The sequence below is a fragment of the Rhizobium sp. SG741 genome, assembly GCF_012275435.1.
GTDB classification, from domain to species: domain Bacteria; phylum Pseudomonadota; class Alphaproteobacteria; order Rhizobiales; family Rhizobiaceae; genus Rhizobium; species Rhizobium lusitanum.
The window spans coordinates 29169-48504 of record NZ_JAAZQP010000002.1; the positions used below are offsets into that span (position 1 = coordinate 29169).

15 protein-coding genes are annotated in these 19336 nt (G+C 62.6%); 13 read left to right on the plus strand and 2 right to left on the minus strand.

Going from position 1 to position 19336, the window contains the following annotated elements:
• Positions 1–106: 106 nt before the first annotated feature.
• From FHT29_RS05560 to FHT29_RS05600, 9 genes are all read left to right on the plus strand, one after another.
• The gene (locus FHT29_RS05560; protein WP_168596316.1) at positions 107–613 is read left to right on the plus strand and encodes a (2Fe-2S)-binding protein; all 507 of its coding nucleotides are present in this window, start codon (positions 107–109) and stop codon (positions 611–613) included.
• On the plus strand, positions 610–4167 hold the full coding sequence (locus FHT29_RS05565; RefSeq protein ID WP_168599315.1) for a molybdopterin cofactor-binding domain-containing protein: 3558 nt from the start codon (positions 610–612) through the stop codon (positions 4165–4167). Before FHT29_RS05560 ends, FHT29_RS05565 begins: the two co-directional genes overlap by 4 nt.
• Before the next feature lie 38 nt (positions 4168–4205).
• Positions 4206–6872 carry a hypothetical protein gene (locus tag FHT29_RS05570; RefSeq protein ID WP_092575571.1) on the plus strand — a complete coding sequence of 889 codons (2667 nt, stop codon included), beginning with the start codon at positions 4206–4208 and terminating at the stop codon, positions 6870–6872.
• Positions 6873–6877: 5 nt separating this feature from the next.
• The gene (locus FHT29_RS05575) at positions 6878–9112 is read left to right on the plus strand and encodes a trehalase family glycosidase (RefSeq protein WP_168599316.1); all 2235 of its coding nucleotides are present in this window, start codon (positions 6878–6880) and stop codon (positions 9110–9112) included.
• A gap of 324 nt (positions 9113–9436) precedes the next feature.
• On the plus strand, positions 9437–10510 hold the full coding sequence (locus FHT29_RS05580; RefSeq protein ID WP_047639121.1) for an extracellular solute-binding protein: 1074 nt from the start codon (positions 9437–9439) through the stop codon (positions 10508–10510).
• Positions 10500–11420 carry an ABC transporter permease gene (locus FHT29_RS05585; protein ID WP_080760437.1) on the plus strand — a complete coding sequence of 307 codons (921 nt, stop codon included), beginning with the start codon at positions 10500–10502 and terminating at the stop codon, positions 11418–11420. Before FHT29_RS05580 ends, FHT29_RS05585 begins: the two co-directional genes overlap by 11 nt.
• Positions 11417–12196, plus strand: a complete 780-nt coding sequence (locus FHT29_RS05590; protein ID WP_037197090.1) for an ABC transporter permease — start codon at positions 11417–11419, stop codon at positions 12194–12196. Before FHT29_RS05585 ends, FHT29_RS05590 begins: the two co-directional genes overlap by 4 nt.
• Complete coding sequence (locus FHT29_RS05595; protein WP_037197091.1) at positions 12183–13244, plus strand: ABC transporter ATP-binding protein; 1062 nt, start codon at positions 12183–12185, stop codon at positions 13242–13244. The genes FHT29_RS05590 and FHT29_RS05595 overlap by 14 nt, the downstream gene beginning before the upstream one ends.
• A gap of 2 nt (positions 13245–13246) precedes the next feature.
• Positions 13247–13843 carry a cysteine hydrolase gene (locus FHT29_RS05600; protein WP_037197092.1) on the plus strand — a complete coding sequence of 199 codons (597 nt, stop codon included), beginning with the start codon at positions 13247–13249 and terminating at the stop codon, positions 13841–13843.
• Positions 13844–13893: 50 nt separating this feature from the next.
• On the opposite strand, the gene FHT29_RS05605 is transcribed toward FHT29_RS05600, so the two are convergent.
• Both FHT29_RS05605 and FHT29_RS05610 read right to left on the minus strand, forming a co-directional pair.
• Positions 13894–14736, minus strand: coding sequence for a ferredoxin--NADP reductase (locus FHT29_RS05605; protein ID WP_092575468.1), 843 nt, complete (start codon positions 14734–14736; stop codon positions 13894–13896).
• Between the two features lie 140 nt (positions 14737–14876).
• A complete protein-coding gene (locus tag FHT29_RS05610; RefSeq protein ID WP_047552745.1) occupies positions 14877–15323 on the minus strand; it encodes a MarR family winged helix-turn-helix transcriptional regulator in 447 nt (148 codons plus the stop codon).
• A 363-nt stretch (positions 15324–15686) separates the two neighbouring features.
• Between FHT29_RS05610 and FHT29_RS05615 the strand changes: the two genes are divergently transcribed.
• The 4 genes from FHT29_RS05615 to FHT29_RS05630 are packed head-to-tail and all read left to right on the plus strand — an operon-like array spanning position 15687 to position 19299.
• Positions 15687–17180 (plus strand): 6-hydroxynicotinate reductase, encoded by a 1494-nt coding sequence (locus FHT29_RS05615; RefSeq protein WP_092575465.1) that lies wholly within the window; start codon positions 15687–15689, stop codon positions 17178–17180.
• A gap of 19 nt (positions 17181–17199) precedes the next feature.
• Positions 17200–18141 carry a UPF0280 family protein gene (locus FHT29_RS05620; protein ID WP_168599317.1) on the plus strand — a complete coding sequence of 314 codons (942 nt, stop codon included), beginning with the start codon at positions 17200–17202 and terminating at the stop codon, positions 18139–18141.
• On the plus strand, positions 18134–18718 hold the full coding sequence (locus tag FHT29_RS05625) for an amino acid synthesis family protein (protein ID WP_037197101.1): 585 nt from the start codon (positions 18134–18136) through the stop codon (positions 18716–18718). Before FHT29_RS05620 ends, FHT29_RS05625 begins: the two co-directional genes overlap by 8 nt.
• Entirely contained in the window at positions 18715–19299 is a 585-nt protein-coding gene (locus FHT29_RS05630; RefSeq protein WP_092575458.1) for an amino acid synthesis family protein, read from the plus strand. The genes FHT29_RS05625 and FHT29_RS05630 overlap by 4 nt, the downstream gene beginning before the upstream one ends.
• Positions 19300–19336: the final 37 nt, after the last annotated feature.

Genomic DNA, 19336 nt, shown 5'->3' on the forward strand with positions numbered 1-19336 from the left:
CGATTTCGCGTGGCGTCCTGCCATCCTCTGCGGTTGGCGGGATTGTTCCGGGACGGCAGGGAACGACGAGCCCTTCCATTGCTTTCGCGTCAGGAAGGGAGCTGCGGTGAAGACTCGTCCGATCGCTCTTACTGTCAATGGCCACTGCCACACGCTCGACCTGCCTCCCGAAACGCCTCTCCTCTATATCCTGCGCAACGATCTCGGTCTCAACGGGCCGAAATTCGGATGCGGCCTCGGCGAATGCGGCGCCTGTGCGGTGCTGATCGGCAAGCGCGCCGTGCGGGCCTGCACGATATCGGTTGCCGCCGCCGAGGGACGCGCCATCGTCACCCTCGAGGGTCTTGGCACAAAGGACAAGCCGCATCCGGTGCAACAGGCCTTCATCGAGCAACAGGCCGCGCAATGCGGCTATTGCCTGAACGGCATGATTATCGCGACCACGGCCCTGCTCCTGCGCGACGCGCAGCCGGACGAAAGTGCCATTCGCGCAGCCCTCAGCCGCCACCTCTGTCGCTGCGGCACGCATATCGAGATTCTCGCAGCGGCCCGGCGGGCCAGCGAACTGATGGCTGCCCTCCCCTTGTGGGTGATCGCGGAGGATGCGCCATGACCGCACTGCAAGAGACGCCCCGCACCCGCTATCTCGAAGCGGATGAAATCCTGCTGGTGGTCAAGCCTGGAGACGCGCTTCAGCCCGACATTTTCCTTGCCCTTCATCGCGATGGGACCGCAAGCGCCTTCAACGGCCATGTCGATCTTGGCACAGGCATCCGGACGGCTCTGGCGCAGATCGTCGCGGAAGAGCTCGATCTGCCTTTCGAGCGGGTCCGGATGGTGCTCGGCAGCACGACGGCGGCACCCGATCAGGGTGCGACGATCGCCAGCGAAACGATCCAGGTCACGGCGATACCGCTGCGCCAGGCGGCGGCAACCGCGCGGCAATGGCTTCTCGAACAAGCTGCCCTTCGATATGGCGAAGTACCGCAGACACTCACGGTCGAAGAAGGCATCATTCACCCCGAAGCACCGGCCAATTGGTCGATCACCTTCGGCGAGCTGATCGCCGGGCGCCATGAGCGGATCGCCATCGACGTTACCGCGCCATTGAAGCGGGTGGAAAACTACAGGATCGTCGGCAAGCCGCAGCCACGCAACGACATCGCCGCCAAGGCGACGGGGCAATGGACCTATGTCCATGATGTCCGCGTGCCGGACATGTTGCATGGCCGCGTCGTCCGCCCGCCCTATGTCGGCTTCGACCAAGGCCCGCATGTTGGCCATAGCCTGATCTCCGTCAACGAGGCCTCGATCTCGGATATTCCCGGCTTGGTCGGCGTCGTGGCGATCGGCGATTTCGTCGGCATCATCGCCACGCGCGAGGAAAACGCTGCCGAGGCCGCGCGCCGGCTCGAGGTCGTATGGCGCGATCCGCCACTTCTGCCCGACCTCAACAATCCCGAGCAGGCGCTGCGCGACAATCCGGCCAAGAAGCGCATTCTAGCCGATCAGGGCGATGTCGAGCGCGCACTCGAAGGCGCGTCGCCGCGTTTTGATCGCAGCTACGTCTGGCCCTATCAGATGCACGGCTCTATCGGCCCATCCTGCGCCGTTGCCGATTGGCGCCCGGAGCGATTGGTCGTCTGGTCCGGAACGCAAAACCCATATCCGATGCGCCGTGATCTGGCGCTTCTTCTTGACATGCCGGAAGAGGCTGTTCTCGTCGAGCGGCTGGAGGCGGCCGGCTGCTACGGCCGCAATTGCGCTGACGACGTGACCGCCGATGCCGCCCTTTTGTCGCGCGCAGTCGGCCGGCCGGTGCGCGTGCAGCTCACCCGCGAACAGGAGCATGGCTGGGAACCGAAGGGCGCCGCGCAGGTGATCGATGTGCGCGGCGGGCTCGATTTCGAAGGCGGGCCGGCGGCCTATGATTTCGAGACGCGCTATCCGTCGAACCTGTCGCCGACGCTTGCCCTGATCCTGACCGGCAAAGCCTCGAACATCGCGGCAACATCGGACATGGGCGACCGCACGGCGATCCCGCCCTATGCTTTCAGCAATATGCGCATCGCCGTGCAGGACATGCCGCCGATCGCGCGGGCGTCGTGGTTTCGCGGCGTCTCAGCCATGCCGAACAGCTTCGCGCATGAAAGCTATATCGACGAACTCGCCTTCGCGGCCAAAGTCGATCCAATCGAATACCGGCTGCGCTACCTGAAGGATCCAAGAGCGGTCGATCTGGTCCATGCGGTGAGCGCGCGCGCCGGCTGGACGCCGCGCACTGAGCCGGGAACGATGGGCGGCGAAGGCGACCTGCTCTATGGCCGGGGCTTTGCTTACGCGCTCTATGTCCACGGCAAGTTTCCGGGAACGCCGGCCGCCTGGTCGGCCTGGGTCGCCGATGTCGCCGTCAACCGCAAGACCGGCGAAATCGCGGTCACGCGCGTGACGGTCGGCCAGGATTCCGGCATGATGATCAATCCGGATGGCGTGCGTCACCAGATCCACGGCAATGTCATCCAGTCCACCAGCCGCGTGCTGAAGGAGAAGGTGGATTTCTCCAGCACCGCGGTCGAGAGCGCGGAGTGGGGCGGCTATCCGATCATCACCTTCCCGGAAGTGCCTGAGATCGACGTGCTGATGCTTTTGCGGCAGGACGAAGAACCGCGTGGCGCCGGTGAATCCGCGTCGGTCCCATCGGCTGCAGCCATCGTCAACGCCGTCTTCGACGCCACCGGCATTCGGTTCCGCGAACTGCCGCTGACACCCGAACGCGTGCTAGCAGCCCTTGGCGAAACACCTCCCGCACTCGCTCCGCCGACACCGGTCAAGAAACCATGGTGGCGGCGCGGATCGACGCTCGCAGGCGCAGGCGGCATCGTCGCAGGCGTGCTTGCCGGCGGCATTCTCGCCGCCTCGCCCTGGCGCGGGGCCTATCCCGAGATCACGCGACCGGACGCCGGCACCTACAGCGCCGCCACGATCGAACGCGGACGGCTGGCGGCGGCGGTCGGTGCCTGCAATGTCTGTCACACCGGACCGGACGGAACACCCTTTGCCGGCGGCCGCGCCTTCGACACGCCGTTTGGCGTGATCCATGCCACGAACATCACGCCCGACGCCAAAAGCGGCATCGGCGCCTGGTCCTATCCAGCCTTCGAACGGGCGATGCGACAAGGCGTGCGCCGTGATGGAAAACATCTCTATCCCGTGCATCCCTATCCGTCCTTTGCCGGTGCCACCGATGCGGATCTTCAGGCGCTCTATGCCTTCCTGATGACGCAGGCACCTTCTGCCACAAAGACCAAGGACAACGCCTTGCGCTTTCCCTTCAACATCCGGCCATTGCTGGCCGGCTGGAACATGCTCTTTCCCGGCGGAATGACAGTGCCGGCGGACGCAACGAAAGGTGAAGCCTGGAGCCGCGGCGCCTATCTCGTCGAAACCCTCGGCCATTGCGGCGCCTGCCATACGCCGCGCAACGTGCTCGGCGCCGAGAAGAAGGGCGAGTTCCATCTTGCGGGCGGTGTCGCGGAGGGCTGGAATGCACCGGCGCTGAACGGTGCCGGTCTTGCCCCCGTCGGCTGGAGCCAAACCGCTCTCTACGACTATCTGCGCACCGGCACCGCCAAGGGCCATGGCAGCGCCGGCGGGCCGATGGGCGCGGTCGTCAAGGCGCTTGCTCCCCTTCCCGACAGCGATATCCAGGCCATGGCGACGTATCTGGCAAGTTTCTCTGGCCAAACCGAAGACGGTGCGGCCGCGCAGCAAACGACCGCGCTCGCTGCCACAAAGGCGGCCGAGGCGATGGCGGCACGCATCGCGCCGGTGGGAGCAAGGCTATTCGAGGGTGCCTGTTCAGCCTGTCACACCGAAACTTCACCGCTCGGATCGCTCACCTTCAATAGCAACCTGCACGCTGACCGACCCGACAATGTCCTGCTGACGATGATGCACGGGGCGGAAGCTCCGGCGCTGCTTGCCCAGAAGGCAGGTGCCGATGCCGCCGAGATCATGTCCATGCCGGCTTATGGCGAAAGCCTGAGTGATCGCCAACTGACCGACCTCGCCACCTATCTACGCGCCCGCTTCGCCCCCGATAGACCCTCCTGGCAGGAGCTTGGTGCCGCCATCGAACGCGCTCGCGCCGCCCAGCCGATGGATTGAGGTGGGAGCGAATGCGCACGATGGAGGAGGCCGGAAAAATGGAAAGGACTGAGCAGACAGCGCCGGACTGGTTTGCAGCTCCGCAATCCCGTTTCCGTCCAGCCGCCTACTGGTTCTGGCACAGTCTGCCGTCTCCAGACGAGATGAGGGCGCAACTGACGGACTTTCGCGACAAGGGTTACGGCACGATCCTCATCCAGGCGCGCCTTGCACTCCCGCGCTCGGTCTACCTCTCGCCTGCCTTTCTGCAGGCCTATGCGCAGGCAGTCGCGATTATGGGCGACCTCGGCCTCACCGCCGGGCTGTACGATGACTACAACTGGACGAGCGGTCAGGCCGGCGGGCGCACGGTCGAAGGCGCGGACCACTTGCGCGAACGGCATCTCTTCTGGGCAGCCGAAGAGACGCCCACAGGCGAAATCGACGGGATCGAGGCGCCATTCGCGGCCGCATTAGGCCCGGATATTGCCGATTGGCTATATGACGGCGGTGTGCCGCGCTTCGGTGACTGGCAACGCGTCGCCGCCTTGCTGCATCCCGTCGATGCGCCGTCTCCGGACCTGATCCTGGACGTGAGCGATCGGGTTCGCATTGTGGGGACAGACGAGGGCTGCCGCTTCTCTTACGATGGCCAAATTCCGAAGGGATGGAGGCTGACGGTGTTCGCCTCGGCGCGCTGCCTAACCTCTCGGCTCATCAACTATCTTCTGCCGGAAGCCGGCCAACGGTTCGTGGACGTCGGCCTCCAACCCTATGCGGATGCGCTCGGCAGACTGATGCCGAAGCCGCTTGAATTCCTGTTCTTCGACCAGCCGGGTCCCGGCTTCTATCGCTGGCGACAGCAGACCGGCAACCTTGGCAACAGCCCGCTCTATGCGCCGCTGCTGGAAGCCGCGGTCGAGACGGCAAGCGGAACCGCGTTCGGCACTGTGTTGCTGTCGTTGGTGACGGACCTGGGTCCGTCGACCGCACGGCTGCGCTGTCTCTTCTACGGAACCTATACCCGGCTAATGTATGATGGCTTTTTCCAGCCGCTGAAGGCGTTTGCGCGAAGGCATGGCCTGTCCCTGACCGGACATGAGATCCTGCCACATGTCGGCAGCTTCGCGCTCAATGGCGGCTTCTCCTCGATCGACCCGCGGGTCACCCCTGCTGTCGACTTTTTCGGCCTCGACGCATTGCGTGACGAGACTGCCGTCGATGCCAATAATTTCGCGGCACAACTCGCGCCGAAGCTCGGCGATTCCGTTGCTCGCGCCCACGGACGTTCGCGGACGATCGTCGAACTCTACACGACCGCCACCCGCACCGAGCGACGCGGTGCCGGGCAATGGGAGCTGACGCCAGCAACGCTGCGCGCGCAATCGATACGGCTGCATCTGCTAGGCGCCCGCCAGGTGCTGATGCACGCGCTCTACCAGACCGACGGCGACGATGATGACGACAGGCTGTTCGTCAATCCGCGTTTCGACTTCGCGCCCGGCCTGAATTTCGAGCCCTGGTGGCCGCATCATGCCACCATTGCTGATGAGACCGCACGGCTCTCGGCTTTCCTCGAGGATACGGCACCGCTTGCGCCCATTGCACTCTTCTACCCGCTCCACACGGCATGGGCGGAAGGGCCGCGCCATGCACACGCCCGGCATTTCGGCAGATGGTGCGAGGCTCTTGCCGAAAACGGCTGCGACTACATGGTGATCGACGAAAAGAGCCTGATAGATGCCGAGATCCGTGACGGGCGGCTGCATGTCAACGGTCTCCGTTTTGCAGCCCTCGCCCTGCCGGCGGTCAGAATTCTCGGGAGCGTTCGGACCACCCGCATACTCGGCGAGTTTGTTGCCGCGGGTGGCGAGCTGTGGACTTCGGGCGACGCTCCGGAAGGCGCATGCGACGGAAGCTTGTCAATCAGCTCGACAGCCCATCTCGACACCGAACCGGACGCGCAGATGATCACCCAACTGCTGAACAGGTTGCCGGCGCAAGGTCCGACAATATCCTTCTCCGGCAAAATAGGCCGCCACATCGCGAGTGATCGCGAGGATTTTTTGCGCGTTGTGCTCTTCAACGAAGGAAACGACGCGGACGACCTGCTGATATCGCTTGGCGCTGGCATGGAATACGAAATCTGGGACGCGGTTAAGGGGACGCACACGCCGATCGCAACGGCAACATCCTTGAGCATCACCCTCGAGCCGCAACAACTCGTGTGTCTTCGCCTACGCGAAAGTCCGGCAGCATCCGGAGCAATCGCGCCCCTGTTCAAACAACCGAATCCATCGCGTGCGGTGGCTCTCGATCGCGGCTGGACGTTCAGGACATCGGAAGGCGGCGATGCCCTCGCGATCAATGTCGATGAAGGCTGGCAGGTGCAGGGTTTTGCGAATTTCTCCGGCATCGGCCTCTATCGCCTTACATTCGATCTCGACGCCGCCGCCGATATTATCCTGGATCTCCCCTCGGTGGCGACGGCCGTCACGGTTCGCATCGATGGGCGTGATGCTGGCATGCGCTGCTTTCCGCCCTTTCGGATTGCTCTCGGCTGCCTGTCCGCGGGGCCGCACGATCTTGAACTTGCGGTCAGCAACACGGCTGCCAATCGCTATTATGCCGGAACGCCCTATGCCGGCTCGGTCTGGCCCGATGAAAGCGGCTTGACGGCAGCGCCGAGGCTGCTCTTCTACGACCCGTTCAGTGTGAAGGAATGAATGTAATGCCCGGCCATGTCACGATCCCACTTGCCCGCGCCTGGAACAGCTGGTCGTCCCGCCCGGCGGAATTGACCTTCCTTCCGCTTGGCCTGCGCATTACGCCGGTGCTCTATTCGACCCGCGCGCGACGGGCGAGCGCCATCGAACCGCGCCACGATCCCGTCCGTTTCGGCCGCCACACGATCGACAATAGTCTGATCGAGCTCGAAACGGAGCTTGGCGGAACGTCGATACGGTTTCAGGCGAGTGCGTCGGATCCTTTCGCCGTCCGGGGACAATGGGAAGCGCCTCAGCTCGGTGAGTGGGGGACGCGGTTCTGGTTGACGCTGGCCATATCGTCCGATGGCGGCGAAGTGGTTCGCTACGACGCGGAAAAGGGCGCCGCCATCATCAAGATCGACCGCCGCTTCGCGGCCATCGTCACCCGCGCACCGGCAATCCAGGTGACAGGTCACGACAGCATCGATGCCCTGCGCGCCGACTTCGAGACCAACGGCTATTTCTATACCGCGACCCGCAGCGACAGCGCACCGGTACTCGGTCTTCGCTTCAACATGGAAATGATGCGCGAAGGCGCCTACGCCGCTGCGGTCGCCGACAGCGAGGACCTGGCGGTCCTGAATGCGCGCGCCTGCCTCGAAGCGGCCTCCCGACCGGCGCCTTCTCTGCATGACGGACAATTTGCCGGCGCGCTCGATGCCGTGCGCGATGTCGTCGGCTGGAACACGATCTGGGACAAGGTCAACCATCGCCCCTACACCGCCGTCACCCGGATCTGGAACCTCGGCGAGTTCGCCGTCTGGTACAATGATCAGACATTCGCGGCCTTGCTGGCCGGCGTTTTCGACACCGATATCGCCCGCGAGAACATGGCTGCGGCGCTCGCCGGCGCCACACCGCAGGGCAATATCGCCTGCATCGTCACCTCGAACGACGCCTGGGTCGACCGCAGCCAGCCGCCGCATGGCAGCCTTGTTGCCTGGCTGCTGTATCTGAGAAATGGCGAGCGCTCGATGATCGAGGCGAGCTATGAGGCGCTCGCGAGAAATCAGCGCTGGTGGCGAAGCCATCGCGATCCCGATGATTTCGGACTTATCTCCTGCGGCACCAGCGATGTCGGTGAAGGGCTCTATAAAGGGACGATTTTCGGCGCCCGCAACGAGACTGGAATGGACAATTCCGCGACGCATGACGAGGCCGTCTACGATCCCGTCACCCGAACCCTCTCGACCTACGATCTCGGATTGAACTGCGCCCTGGCGCTCGACGCGGAAATGTTGTCGCACATGGCCGCCCTTCTCGGCCGCGCCGAAGAGGCCGATGAGTTCGCGGCACTCGCAGACCGGAGCCGGCGATTGATCCGAGAGCATCTCTGGGATGCCGATCGCGGCATCTTCGCCAATCGCCAGCGCAAGGGCGGCTTCGTCCGCTCGCTGTCGCCGACAAGTTTCTATCCCCTGATGTGCGGCGCGGCGAACGCTGAACAGGCCTCGCACCTCCTGGCATATCTTGCAGATCCCGCGACCTTCGGCGGTGCCTTCGTGCTGCCGAATGCCACGCGCAACGATCCGGCCTTTGCCGAAAACGTCTATTGGCGCGGCCGCATCTGGCCGAATGTCAACTTCATGGTATGGCTTGGGCTCAAGCGTTATCGCTTCGATGCCGAGGCCAGCCATCTGGCGAAGCAAAGCTATGATCTCTTCATGCAGTCCTGGCGGGACCGACGCATCGCCGCCGAGAACTACAATGCCACGACCGGCGAGGCGATGGACCAGGGCGATACCGATCCTTTCTACATCTGGGCGGCGCTGCTTCCCTTGATGGCGGTCGAGGAGCTCTGCGGCTTCGACCCATGGAACGGCTGGAGCCTTTGCAACAACGGTGCTGACGCAAATTTCGGTCCGCTGTTGTCACCCGCAGGACGTATCCATGTCAGCTCGGAAAACGGCGTGCTGACGGTGACGCGCGATGGTGTGCCGTTCCTGTCGACAAATAATCTTGGGCGGTTCACCCATCTCGTCGTCGGGGATGGCTACATTTCCTGCCGCATCGAAAGCGCATCGCAGAGTGCGGCGGAACTGCATCTCGCCGGGATCGATGCAGGCGAGGTCGTGGCGGTGAAACTTGGCGAGATGGATGCCCAATGGCGCGCGGCCGACATCGGTATTGTCGTTGCTCTTCCCACAGCGGACAAGACCCGGGAATTTCACCTATGGCATCGCCGGCAAGTAAAATGAAGCCTAGATCACATCAACTCGTTGCCCGTGCTTGACAAGACAATATCTCCGCATTAATCGTTTGTGTACAAACAAAAAAGAATAGGGAACGACCGAAGAACTTATTTCGCGCCAGATGCGAAAACCTTGGAATTGGCGATCAATTCCGGGATGTATTCTTTCGCTCAAGAAACTATACGGAAATAGGCCGCGTTCCGAGAAAGCCGGCGATTTCCACTTCACTGATACGTATCCATTTCGATATCCGCTAGGACTGCAAGCAAGACGAAGCCTTCACCACCATCGGCAAATGGACCAAAAATCAGACAAAAGGGGAACATCAGGATGAACACCACACGACGTCAAACTCTGGGCCTGATCGGCGCCGGCGCCCTCGCCGCCGCCACATCGTCCCTGTTGTCGCGCCAGGCGCGCGCCGCCACCAAGATCACCGTTCTCAACTGGCAGGGCTACGGCACCGACGAAGCCTGGGCTCTCAAAGCCTTCACCGAAAAGACCGGCATCGAGGTCGTTCACGACTATTTCAGCTCTGAGCCGGAAATGCTGACGAAGCTCAGGACCAATCCCGGCGTCTACGATGTGGTGCTGATCAACAGCGCCCGTTCGCAGCAAGCGGCGAGCGAAGGTCTCATCTCTCCCATCGACTTCTCCAAGGTGCCGAATGCAACGGGCCTGTCGCCCGAACTGAAGAACCATGCGAACCTCCAGCTTGACGGCAAGACCAACGGCGTCTCCTGGGTCTGGGGCATCACTTCGCTTGCCATCACCGAGGGGTCGCCCAAGCCGGACAGCTATGCAGCGCTTGGCGATCCCGCCCATAAGGGCCGAGTCGCCCTGTTCGACGATGCCGTCACCGGCGTTGCGATCGGCGCACTGTTGTCCGGCCAGGACATGAACAATCCGAAGGACCTCGCCGTCGTCACCGAGAAGCTGAAGGCATTCAAGCCGAACATCAAGCTGCTCTGGTCGAGCGAAGACGAATGGAACAAGGCATTCGCCGCCAAGGAATTCGACCTTTCGATCTTCTGGTCGGGTGCGGCCGTCCGCTCCAAGCGCAACAGCAAGCTGCCGGTCGAATTCGTGGTTCCGAAGGAAGGCGGCATCGGCTGGCTGGACAGCCTGTCTGTCCCGGCGACGAGCACCAATCCGGATGCTGGCCTTGCCTTCATCAACTACATGATCGACCCTGACTTCTATTTCCAATGGGCAACCAAGGTCGGGGCGCCGGCTTCGGCCAATGCTGCCGCCATGGAAAAACTGCCGGCCGACGATCTCAACCGGGTGATCCACAAGCCGGAATATCTGAAGACGATGACGATTCAGTCGGCCCTGCCCGACGATCGCCGCGAAGCTTTCAATAACCTCTGGCAGGAAGTGAAAGCCTTCTATGCAGCCTGAGGCAGTTTCTGCATCGACGACGCGCGGACCGGAAGGTTCGCGCGCCCGGCCAGGCATCCCCGGTTGGCTCGCGACGCTGGTGCTGCTGCTGCCCACCTATGGATGGCTCTTCATCGCGGTTCTCCTGCCGCTTTGCACGATGTTCGTGTTCAGCTTCATGAATGCGACACCGATGGGCAAGGCCCCCATCGTCTTCACGCTCAGGCAATACCAGGTCTTCTCCACACAGCCCTATCTCCTGGGCATCGCCTGGACGTCGCTGCTGATGGGTTTCTGGACGACATTTGCCTGTGCTGTCCTTGGTTTCTTCGCGGCGCTGGCGCTGGCGCGCGCCACCATCGGCCGTACGCGCGAAACCCTGCTGATCCTCATCCTGCTGCCGTTCTGGACGAATGGTCTCGTGCGCATCTTCTCCTGGACGATGGTGCTGCGCGAAGGCGGCTTTCTCGACGATGTGCTGCACTGGGTCTGGCCGGGAGCCGGTTCGATCGGCTTTCTCTACACCAGATCGGCAATCGTGGTCGGCCTCGTGCACGGTTATCTGCCCTACATGATCCTGACCTGCTACATAGCACTGGTCACGATCGACGATGCGATCATCGAGGCCGCCGCAAGCCTCGGCGCCCGCTGGTGGACGATCCTCTTCCGCATCCTCATACCGATGGCGGCACCCGGCCTGATCTCCGGCGCCGTGCTGACTTTCGTGCCGGTGCTGGGCTCCTTCATGGAGCCGCGCATTCTTGGCGGCCGTGTCGGCGTCACCATGGGTACGGTCATCGAGGACCAGTTCACCCAAGCCTTCAACTGGCCGCTGGGTGCAGCACTATCCTTCACGATGCTCGCCGTCGTGCTTGCGATCTTCGCGACGTTTTCGGGCGTGCTTCGGCGCGGCAGCGGGGCCGTCGCATGATCGGTCTTGCGCGCTTCTATCTCGCTGCCATCCTGGTCTTCCTCTATCTGCCGATCGTGGTGATGATGGCTATGGGCTTCAACGAGTCCTCGCTCTATGAGCTGCCGTTTCACTTCTCGACCAAATGGTATGTGGCTCTTGCAGGCAACGACCAGCTGATTTCAGCCGGGATCAACAGCATCGTCATTGCCGTCATCACCGCTGTCGTCTCGACAATCCTCGGAACGATGGCCTCGGTGGCGCTTGCCCGGCGAACATTCAAGGGGAAAACGCTGTTACAGCTCATGCTGCTGCCGCCGATCGCCATTCCCTGGCTGATCACCGGAACGGCCATGCTCGTCTTCTTCTTCTGGACCGGTATCGGACGCGGCATGCATGCACTGCTGATCGGCCATGTGGCGCTCGCCATTCCCTACGTGGTTCTCGTCGTCGGAACCGGCTTCCAGACGATCCGGGCCGATCTTGAAGAGGCGGCCATGAGCCTGGGTTCGACACCGATCCATGCATTCTTTTCGGTGACGCTGCCGCTTCTCGCCCCGAGCATCCTTGGCGCGGCCCTCTTTGCTTTCGCCGTTTCGCTCGACCAATTCGTCATTTCCTATTTCCTCGCAACGCCCGGCTTCACCACCTTGCCGGTGCAAATCTATTCGGCGATCCGCAAGGGCTTCACGCCAGAGATCAACGCCATCTCGACGATCCTCTTGATCGGTTCGATGGCCGCCATCCTCGTCTTTGCGATCTTTGCCAGGCCCGGAGGCGTCAGTGACAAACGTTGAAGTATCATCGGTCGCCAAGACCTACGGCCGGACACCGGTGCTGGCCGACATCTCGACGGATTTCACGGAAGGATCCTTCACCAGCCTGCTCGGTCCCTCCGGCTCCGGCAAGACGACGCTTCTGCGCATCATCGCCGGCTTCATCACACCCGACAGCGGCAAGGTCGCGATCGGCGGCCAGGACGTGACAGAGACACCGGTCTGGGCGCGCAATATCGGCATGGTCTTCCAGTCCTATGCGTTGTTCCCGCATATGACGGTCGCCGAAAACGTCGCCTTCGGCCTGGCGCGGCGCGGTATTCGCGGTGCGGAGGCCAGGCAACAGGTCGATCGCGCCCTGGAAATGGTACGCCTGCCGGGCTTCGGCGATCGCAAACCGAAGCAGCTCTCCGGCGGGCAGCAGCAACGCGTGGCGCTTGCCCGTGCCATGGTCATCAAGCCGAGCGTCCTGCTGCTGGATGAACCGCTCTCGGCGCTCGACCGGCGACTGCGGCAGGAGATGCAGGTCGAACTGCTTCGCATCCAGCGCGAGACCGGGCTGACAACGATCTTCGTCACCCATGACCAGGAAGAGGCGCTGACGCTCTCCGACAAGGTCGCGATCCTCGATCGTGGTCGTATTGTCCAGATCGGCGCTCCTGCGGAGGTCTATGAGCGCCCGAAAACGCGCTTTGCAGCGCAGTTCCTCGGCGATTCCAATTTTCTGAACGGCACGATTGCCAATGGTGGTGTCAGGCTTGCGGATGGCACGCTGGTGCGCTGCCATGGCCCGCTTTCGTCCACAGGCAACAGCGCGACGCTCGCCGTGCGGCCGGAAAAGATGTCGATCCTCCCAGCAGGTACATCGCCCGAAGCGGGCCTCAACGCCTTGGCGGCTCGCATCGAGACTGTGATCTATGCCGGCCCGGCGCTCACCTATGTGCTGGTAACGCCGGATGGAACTTCGCTGAAACTCTTCGCGCAAAATCGCGATGGCACCGTGCTCGCAAGCGGAACGGACGTGACCCTCGCCTGGTCGCCGGACCACACCATTGCCGTCGAGGATTGAAGATGACAGCGCCGTCGCTCACCAATTCCCGCCATATCGTCATCGACATGCAGCGGCTTTTTGCCGAAGAAACGGTCTGGCACACGCCGGCGGTGACCGAGATCCTACCGAACGTGCTTGATCTGACGCACGCCTTTGCCGACCGGACGCTGTTTGCCAAATTCATGGTGCCTGCCGCACCAAGCCACGCAACGGGGCGGTGGCGAACCTATTACGAGCGCTGGTCGATGCTGACGACGGGAACGATGGATCCGGCGATGCAGGATCTGGTCGCCCCGCTCGCGGCCTTGGCTGAGCCTCGGAACGTGATCGAGAAGACCACCTATTCCATTTTCGGCGCGCCGGGTTTTCATGAGCGGATGATCGCAGAGGGTGTCGATACGCTAATTTTCAGCGGCGTGGAGACGGATGTCTGCGTTCTGGCGAGCCTGTTTCACGCGATCGATGCCGGCTTTCATGTCATCGTCGCGAGCGATGCGATCGGCAGTTCGACGCCGCTGTCACATGCGGCAACCCTCGAACATATATTGTCGCGCATGCCCGAGCAGGTCGAATTTCGGACCACGGCCGAGCTGGTCACTGCCGCATCCCACGCTTGAATAGGAAATACTCGAAACCGCTTCTACGGTTTCGAGCCTGATCGATGCGCTCAGCCGACGAAGGCGCGCTCGATGACGAAGGTGGCCGGGGCATTGTTGGCGCCTTCAACGAGACCGAAGGATTCCAGAACAGCCTTGGTATCCTTCAGCATCGCCGCCGAGCCGCAGATCATGCCGCGATCCTCGTCTGGATTGATGCGCGGCAGGCCAGTCTGTTCGAAGAATTCGCCGCTGGTCAGAAGGTCGGTGATGCGGCCCATGCGCGCAAAGGGCTCACGCGTCGTCGTCGTATGCAGACGAAGGCGATCGCCGACGAGTTCGCCGATCAGCGGATCGTCCTTCAGCGCCTCGACCATCTCCGTGATGTAAGTGAGTTCGTCTACGTCCCGGCAGGTCTGGACGAGAACAATCTCCTCGAATTTCTCGTAGGTCTCCGGATCGCGGATCAGGCTTGCGAAAGGCGCGACACCGGTACCGGTCGACAGGAGGTAGAGCCGCTTGCCTGGGATCAGCGCGTCGAGCACCAGCGTGCCGGTCGGCTTCTTGCGCATCAGCACGGTGTCGCCGGGCACGATCTTCTGCAGATGCTCCGTCAGCGGGCCGCCCGGAACCTTGATGGAATAGAATTCGATCTCCTCGTCCCAGAAGGGGCTGGCGATCGAGTAGGCACGGAAAACAGGACGCTCGGCATTCGGCAGGCCGATCATGATGAATTCGCCGGAACGGAAACGGAATTCCGCCGGGCGCGTGATGCGGAACTTGAAGAGCCGGTCGGTGAAATGCCGTACCTCGGTCACCGTCTGCACAAAGACATTGGCGGGCACCGGAAAGGCCGGCGCGGTACTCGCCTGCTGACTGTCGGTGATGACTGCTTCTTCCGCTGACAAGCTCATCCGTTTTCCCTCGTCTTATTTATTTATTTCATTTGTACACGAATGAATTTTATCGCGCAATCCATTCCTTCCACCGAGAACGCGATGTTTTGTCATAATCGAAGACGTAAGGATGGAATCGAGGGTTTGACGGCAGCCGCTCAGCAGATTTTCTGCAGCAGTTCGAGGAACATCATCCGCTCGCCGGAGGTCAGCGGCGCCAATGTCTCCTCGGTCGCCGCGACCGCCGCGCCGACATTCGCGGCGATGACCGCGAGGCCATCTTCGGTCAGCGACAGGACGACCCGGCGCCCATCATTTTGGTCCGGCGCGGTGGCAACGAAACCGCGCTTCACCAGGCGGTCTACGACCCCTTTGACGGTCGCGACATCCATCGCCGTTTCGCGCCCGAGCTGGTTCTGCGAGCAGGGTTGGATTTCCTTAAGCTTCGAAAGCGCCGACCATTGCGTCGTCGTCAACTTGTCGCCGATGGCATTGGCGAAGATCGCGACATGCCGCTGGTTCGCCTGCCGGAGAAAGAACCCGACCTGCCGATCGACATGGTATGCGGGTGCGGCGGATTGTCTGTCTTCATGAGATTTCTGCATTTGTCCCGCCCCGGATCTGCGCATATGGTTGCGATGTGGATAAGCTGTTCCAGATTCAAAAGATTAGAGCGTCATTGTCGGTTGATGTAAACGCTCGAGGTCCCAAGCCTCTACTTTGAACACCATATTTGTCAACGCCATAGCCCGACCGATAACAGGGCTGGTCGCAGGCGGCGGCAAAGTCCATCCAGGCCGACGGCAGCATTTTTGCCAGGGCTCCCCACCGTCGCTTGACAGGACGGAAAGACCGGCTGATACTCATTCGCATACAAATGAAAAATTGGGAACAATGACGGTCAAATATCCGTCCATGGGCTAATGGCAGCACCACCGGACAAGCGGCCGTGTTAAAAGGAGAGTGCCATGGTCAAGCAACGCGTGGAAAGCGTCGCAAACGGCAAGATACGCTGCGATGCCTGTCCCGTCATGTGCTACATCTCCGACGGCCGGTCCGGCGCCTGCGATCGCTATGCCAATGTCGGCGGCGAGCTGATCCGCGTCGATCCGCTGACGATCATCGAGAACACCATTTCCGAAGGCGGCAATGTCGTGCCGTTCCTGGCCCAGCCGGGCGAGAGCGAATGGGACGGCGATATCGTCCACGCCACCAGAAGCTTCATCACCGCCGTCGGCGCCGGAACGACCTATCCCGATTATAAGCCGGCACCCTTCATCGTGTCGCAGCAGGAAAGCGGCGTCGACATGGTGACCGTCGTCACCGAAGGCATCTTCAGCTATTGCGGCGCCAAGGTGAAGATCGACACCGACCGCTTTCTCGGCCCCGAAGCCGCAACCGTGTTGGTCGACGGCGAAGCCATCGGTCACGTCACAACAGGCGAATACGGCTCGCAGATGCTGTCGCTCGGCGGTGTGCACCACCTGACCGGCGGTTCGAAGAAGGAAGGCCGCGTTACCTGCGACGCGCTCTTGAAGCTCTGTAATGGTGAAGCCGTCGACATGCAGGTCGACGGCGGGGTCAGCCTGACCATCAAGGCAGGCGCTGCTCCCGTTATCAACGACGTCGAGGAAAGCCGCATGCGCGTCGGCTGCGGCTCGGCGACCATTGGCATGTTCGCCAAGCAGTGGATGGGCCATGTCGATGAGGTGGTCGTTGTCGACGACCATATCACCGGCGTGCTCTCCGAACACCAGGCGGGACGCCTGCTCGACGTGCCAGCCACCGGCATTCGCATCAAGGGCCGGCGCTCGACGCCCGGCCGTTACTTCCAGGTCGCCGAGCCCGGCATCGGCTGGGGCGGCACCAACATCTCCGACCCCCTGACGATCCTCGGCGATTTCGACCCCAAGACGGCCTGGCCGGGCATGCGCATGCTGATGGTATCGACCACCGGCGAGCAGTACGGCTATTATATTCTCGACGACAATCTGCGACCGGAACTGCAGACAATTCTTCCCGCAGCCTTGCAGGAATCGGTCGAGATCATTGCCGAAAATTGCGAACCGGCACTCACCTCGGTCCTGTTCATCGGCGGTGCCGGCGGCAGCCTGCGGGCTGGTGTCACCACGAACCCTGTCCGCCTGACGCGCTCCGTCAAGGAAGCGCTGACCCATGTTTCCTGCGGCGGCGTTCCGGCCTACGTTTGGCCGGGCGGCGGCATCACCGTCATGGCCGATGTGACGCAGATGCCGAGCAATGCCTTCGGCTACGTGCCGACGCCCGCGCTCGTCGCGCCGATCGAATTCACCATGCGGCTCGATGATTACCGCGCGCTCGGCGGCCATATGGACGCCGTCATCCCGATCGAGCAGGCGCTGGAAATGGCCGAGCGTAGGGTCACACCGATCGGACGCGGCCCCTGGCCGACGGAAAGCAGAAATTTCCGGTGGGGCGGCTGACGACAAAGGGAGCGATAGCATGTCGCGGCCTGTTGCCCGATATCTCGATGGCGATCCAAACGGCCGGCTGCATTTGCAGCACGGACCGATCGACCTCGTCATTGGCGTCGATGACGGCAGTGCTGAACGCAAGGACGAAGCCGAACGGCGCGCCCGTGCCTTCACTGCTGCCATCGCCCGTTTCCAGACCGTCCTTGACGAACTGGTGAGCGAACTGCCCCTGCTTCGCACGGCAGCCGAACTTGCCGGCCCGATGCCCGAGGGCTCGGTTGCCCAACGCATGGTCACCGCGGTCCGGCCGTTTGCTGCTGACCATTTCATCACGCCGATGGCGGCAGTTGCCGGTGCCGTCGCGGACGAAATCCTGGCGGCGATGTTGGCCGCGTTCGACAAGGAAGACCGCCCTGCCCGCGCCTATGTCAACAATGGCGGCGACATTGCCGTGCATCTTGAAAGTGACGCGGAGTTTCATGTCCGTATGGCGCGCGAAGACGGAATTTCGCTCGGCGATTTCGCGCTCCATGCTTCCAGCCCCACACGCGGCATCGCCACCAGCGGACGCGGCGGACGCAGCCTGTCGATGGGCATTGCCGACTCGGCGACCGTATTGGCAGCGAATGCGGCGGCGGCCGACGCGGCGGTCACGATTGTTGCCAATGCCGTCGATCTCCCCGGCCATGCCGCCATCAGCCGGGCACGCGCCATCGATGTCGTCGACGACAGCGATCTCGGCGAGCGCCTGGTCGTCACCGGCTGCGGCCCCCTGACCGATGCGGAAATCGACATGGCACTTTCCTGTGGCCTTGCCAGAGCAGAGCGCTTCATCGCACTCGGCCTCATCGATCGCGCCGGCCTCTTTCTCGGGAACCAGGGCCTGCTCGCCATGCCGACCGCGGCCCGGCCATTTACAGCCTCACCTCTTTCAATCGATCAATCCATGGAGCGGTTTTCCAATGCCTGACGTCAAGATCCGCAAGTTCCTCACCATCGTGGAGGAGATTTATCACGAAGGCGGCAAGCCCGTCGCAAAGCCGCTGAAGCGGGGGGCGATCGTCGCGGTCATCGAGAACCCCTTCGCGGGCAGCTATCATGAGGAAATCACCGGTTTCATGAAGGATCTGGAGCCGCTCGGCCTCGATATGGCAAAACGGCTGGTCGCCGCGCTCGGCGGAAATGTTGCTGACGTCGAAGGATACGGCAAGGGCATCATCGTCGGTCAGGCCGGCGAACTGGAGCACGGCGCCCTCTGGCACGCGCCGGGCGGCTACGCCATGCGCGAAGTGCTCGGCGGCGCCAAGGCGATCGTGCCTTCCTCGAAGAAGGTCGGCGGGCCCGGCACGCGGCTCGACGTACCGGTTACCCATATCAACGCCTCCTATGTGCGAAGCCATTTCGACTCGATAGAAGTCGGCGTGCCGGACGGCCCGCGCGCTAATGAGATGGCGGTCGTGCTTGTCATGACCACCGGTCCGCGCGTCCATGCCCGCAGCGGCGGCCTTAAGGCCGAGGACATCAAGGGCGAGGACGGCCTGCGTTGAGCGCTGAGATCCGCAAGATCACCGTCTTCGTCGAGGAGACACTGACCGAGATGGGTCAAACCATCTCGCCATCCACGCGCAAGGCTGCTGCGGTCGCCGTCATCGCCAATCCCTTCGCCGGCCGTTATGTCGAGGATCTGACGCCGCTGATCGAGATCGGCGCGGAACTCGGCGGCCTGCTTGGCCGCAAATGCGTCGAGGTGCTCGGAATTTCGCCGGCGCAGGTCGAAAGCTATGGCAAGGCGGCGCTGGTCGGTGAGGATGGCGAGCTGGAACATGCGGCCGCCCTGCTGCATCCATCGCTCGGCAAGCCGCTGCGCGAGGCGGTGGAAAAAGGCGCCGCACTTGTGCCCTCCTCGAAAAAGCGCGGCGGCCCCGGCCGGCCCCTCGATATTCCGCTCGGGCACAAGGATGCCGCCTATGTGCGGTCGCATTTCGACGGGATGGAGGTGAGCCTCGCCGACGCGCCGCGTCCGGCGGAAATCATGGTGGCCGTCGCCCTTACCGATAGCGGCCGGCCGCTTGCCCGCGTCGGTGGGCTGAAGGCGTCGGATATCGAAGGCAAGGATGGTCTGCGCTAGGGGCATGCTCGAAGATCGCGCCGCTTGACAGCGGTTC

What these genes read in the sequence shown, in the direction of transcription:
- FHT29_RS05565 (WP_168599315.1), top strand. Translation starts at nt 610, where the DNA reads ATGACCGCACTGCAAGAGACGCCCCGCACCCGCTATCTCGAAGCGGAT.
- FHT29_RS05570 (WP_092575571.1), top strand. Translation starts at nt 4,206, where the DNA reads ATGGAAAGGACTGAGCAGACAGCGCCGGACTGGTTTGCAGCTCCGCAA.
- FHT29_RS05575 (WP_168599316.1), top strand. Translation starts at nt 6,878, where the DNA reads ATGCCCGGCCATGTCACGATCCCACTTGCCCGCGCCTGGAACAGCTGG.
- FHT29_RS05580 (WP_047639121.1), top strand. Translation starts at nt 9,437, where the DNA reads ATGAACACCACACGACGTCAAACTCTGGGCCTGATCGGCGCCGGCGCC.
- FHT29_RS05585 (WP_080760437.1), top strand. Translation starts at nt 10,500, where the DNA reads ATGCAGCCTGAGGCAGTTTCTGCATCGACGACGCGCGGACCGGAAGGT.
- FHT29_RS05590 (WP_037197090.1), top strand. Translation starts at nt 11,417, where the DNA reads ATGATCGGTCTTGCGCGCTTCTATCTCGCTGCCATCCTGGTCTTCCTC.
- FHT29_RS05600 (WP_037197092.1), top strand. Translation starts at nt 13,247, where the DNA reads ATGACAGCGCCGTCGCTCACCAATTCCCGCCATATCGTCATCGACATG.
- FHT29_RS05605 (WP_092575468.1), bottom strand. Translation starts at nt 14,736, where the DNA reads ATGAGCTTGTCAGCGGAAGAAGCAGTCATCACCGACAGTCAGCAGGCG.
- FHT29_RS05610 (WP_047552745.1), bottom strand. Translation starts at nt 15,323, where the DNA reads ATGCAGAAATCTCATGAAGACAGACAATCCGCCGCACCCGCATACCAT.
- FHT29_RS05615 (WP_092575465.1), top strand. Translation starts at nt 15,687, where the DNA reads ATGGTCAAGCAACGCGTGGAAAGCGTCGCAAACGGCAAGATACGCTGC.
- FHT29_RS05620 (WP_168599317.1), top strand. Translation starts at nt 17,200, where the DNA reads ATGTCGCGGCCTGTTGCCCGATATCTCGATGGCGATCCAAACGGCCGG.
- FHT29_RS05625 (WP_037197101.1), top strand. Translation starts at nt 18,134, where the DNA reads ATGCCTGACGTCAAGATCCGCAAGTTCCTCACCATCGTGGAGGAGATT.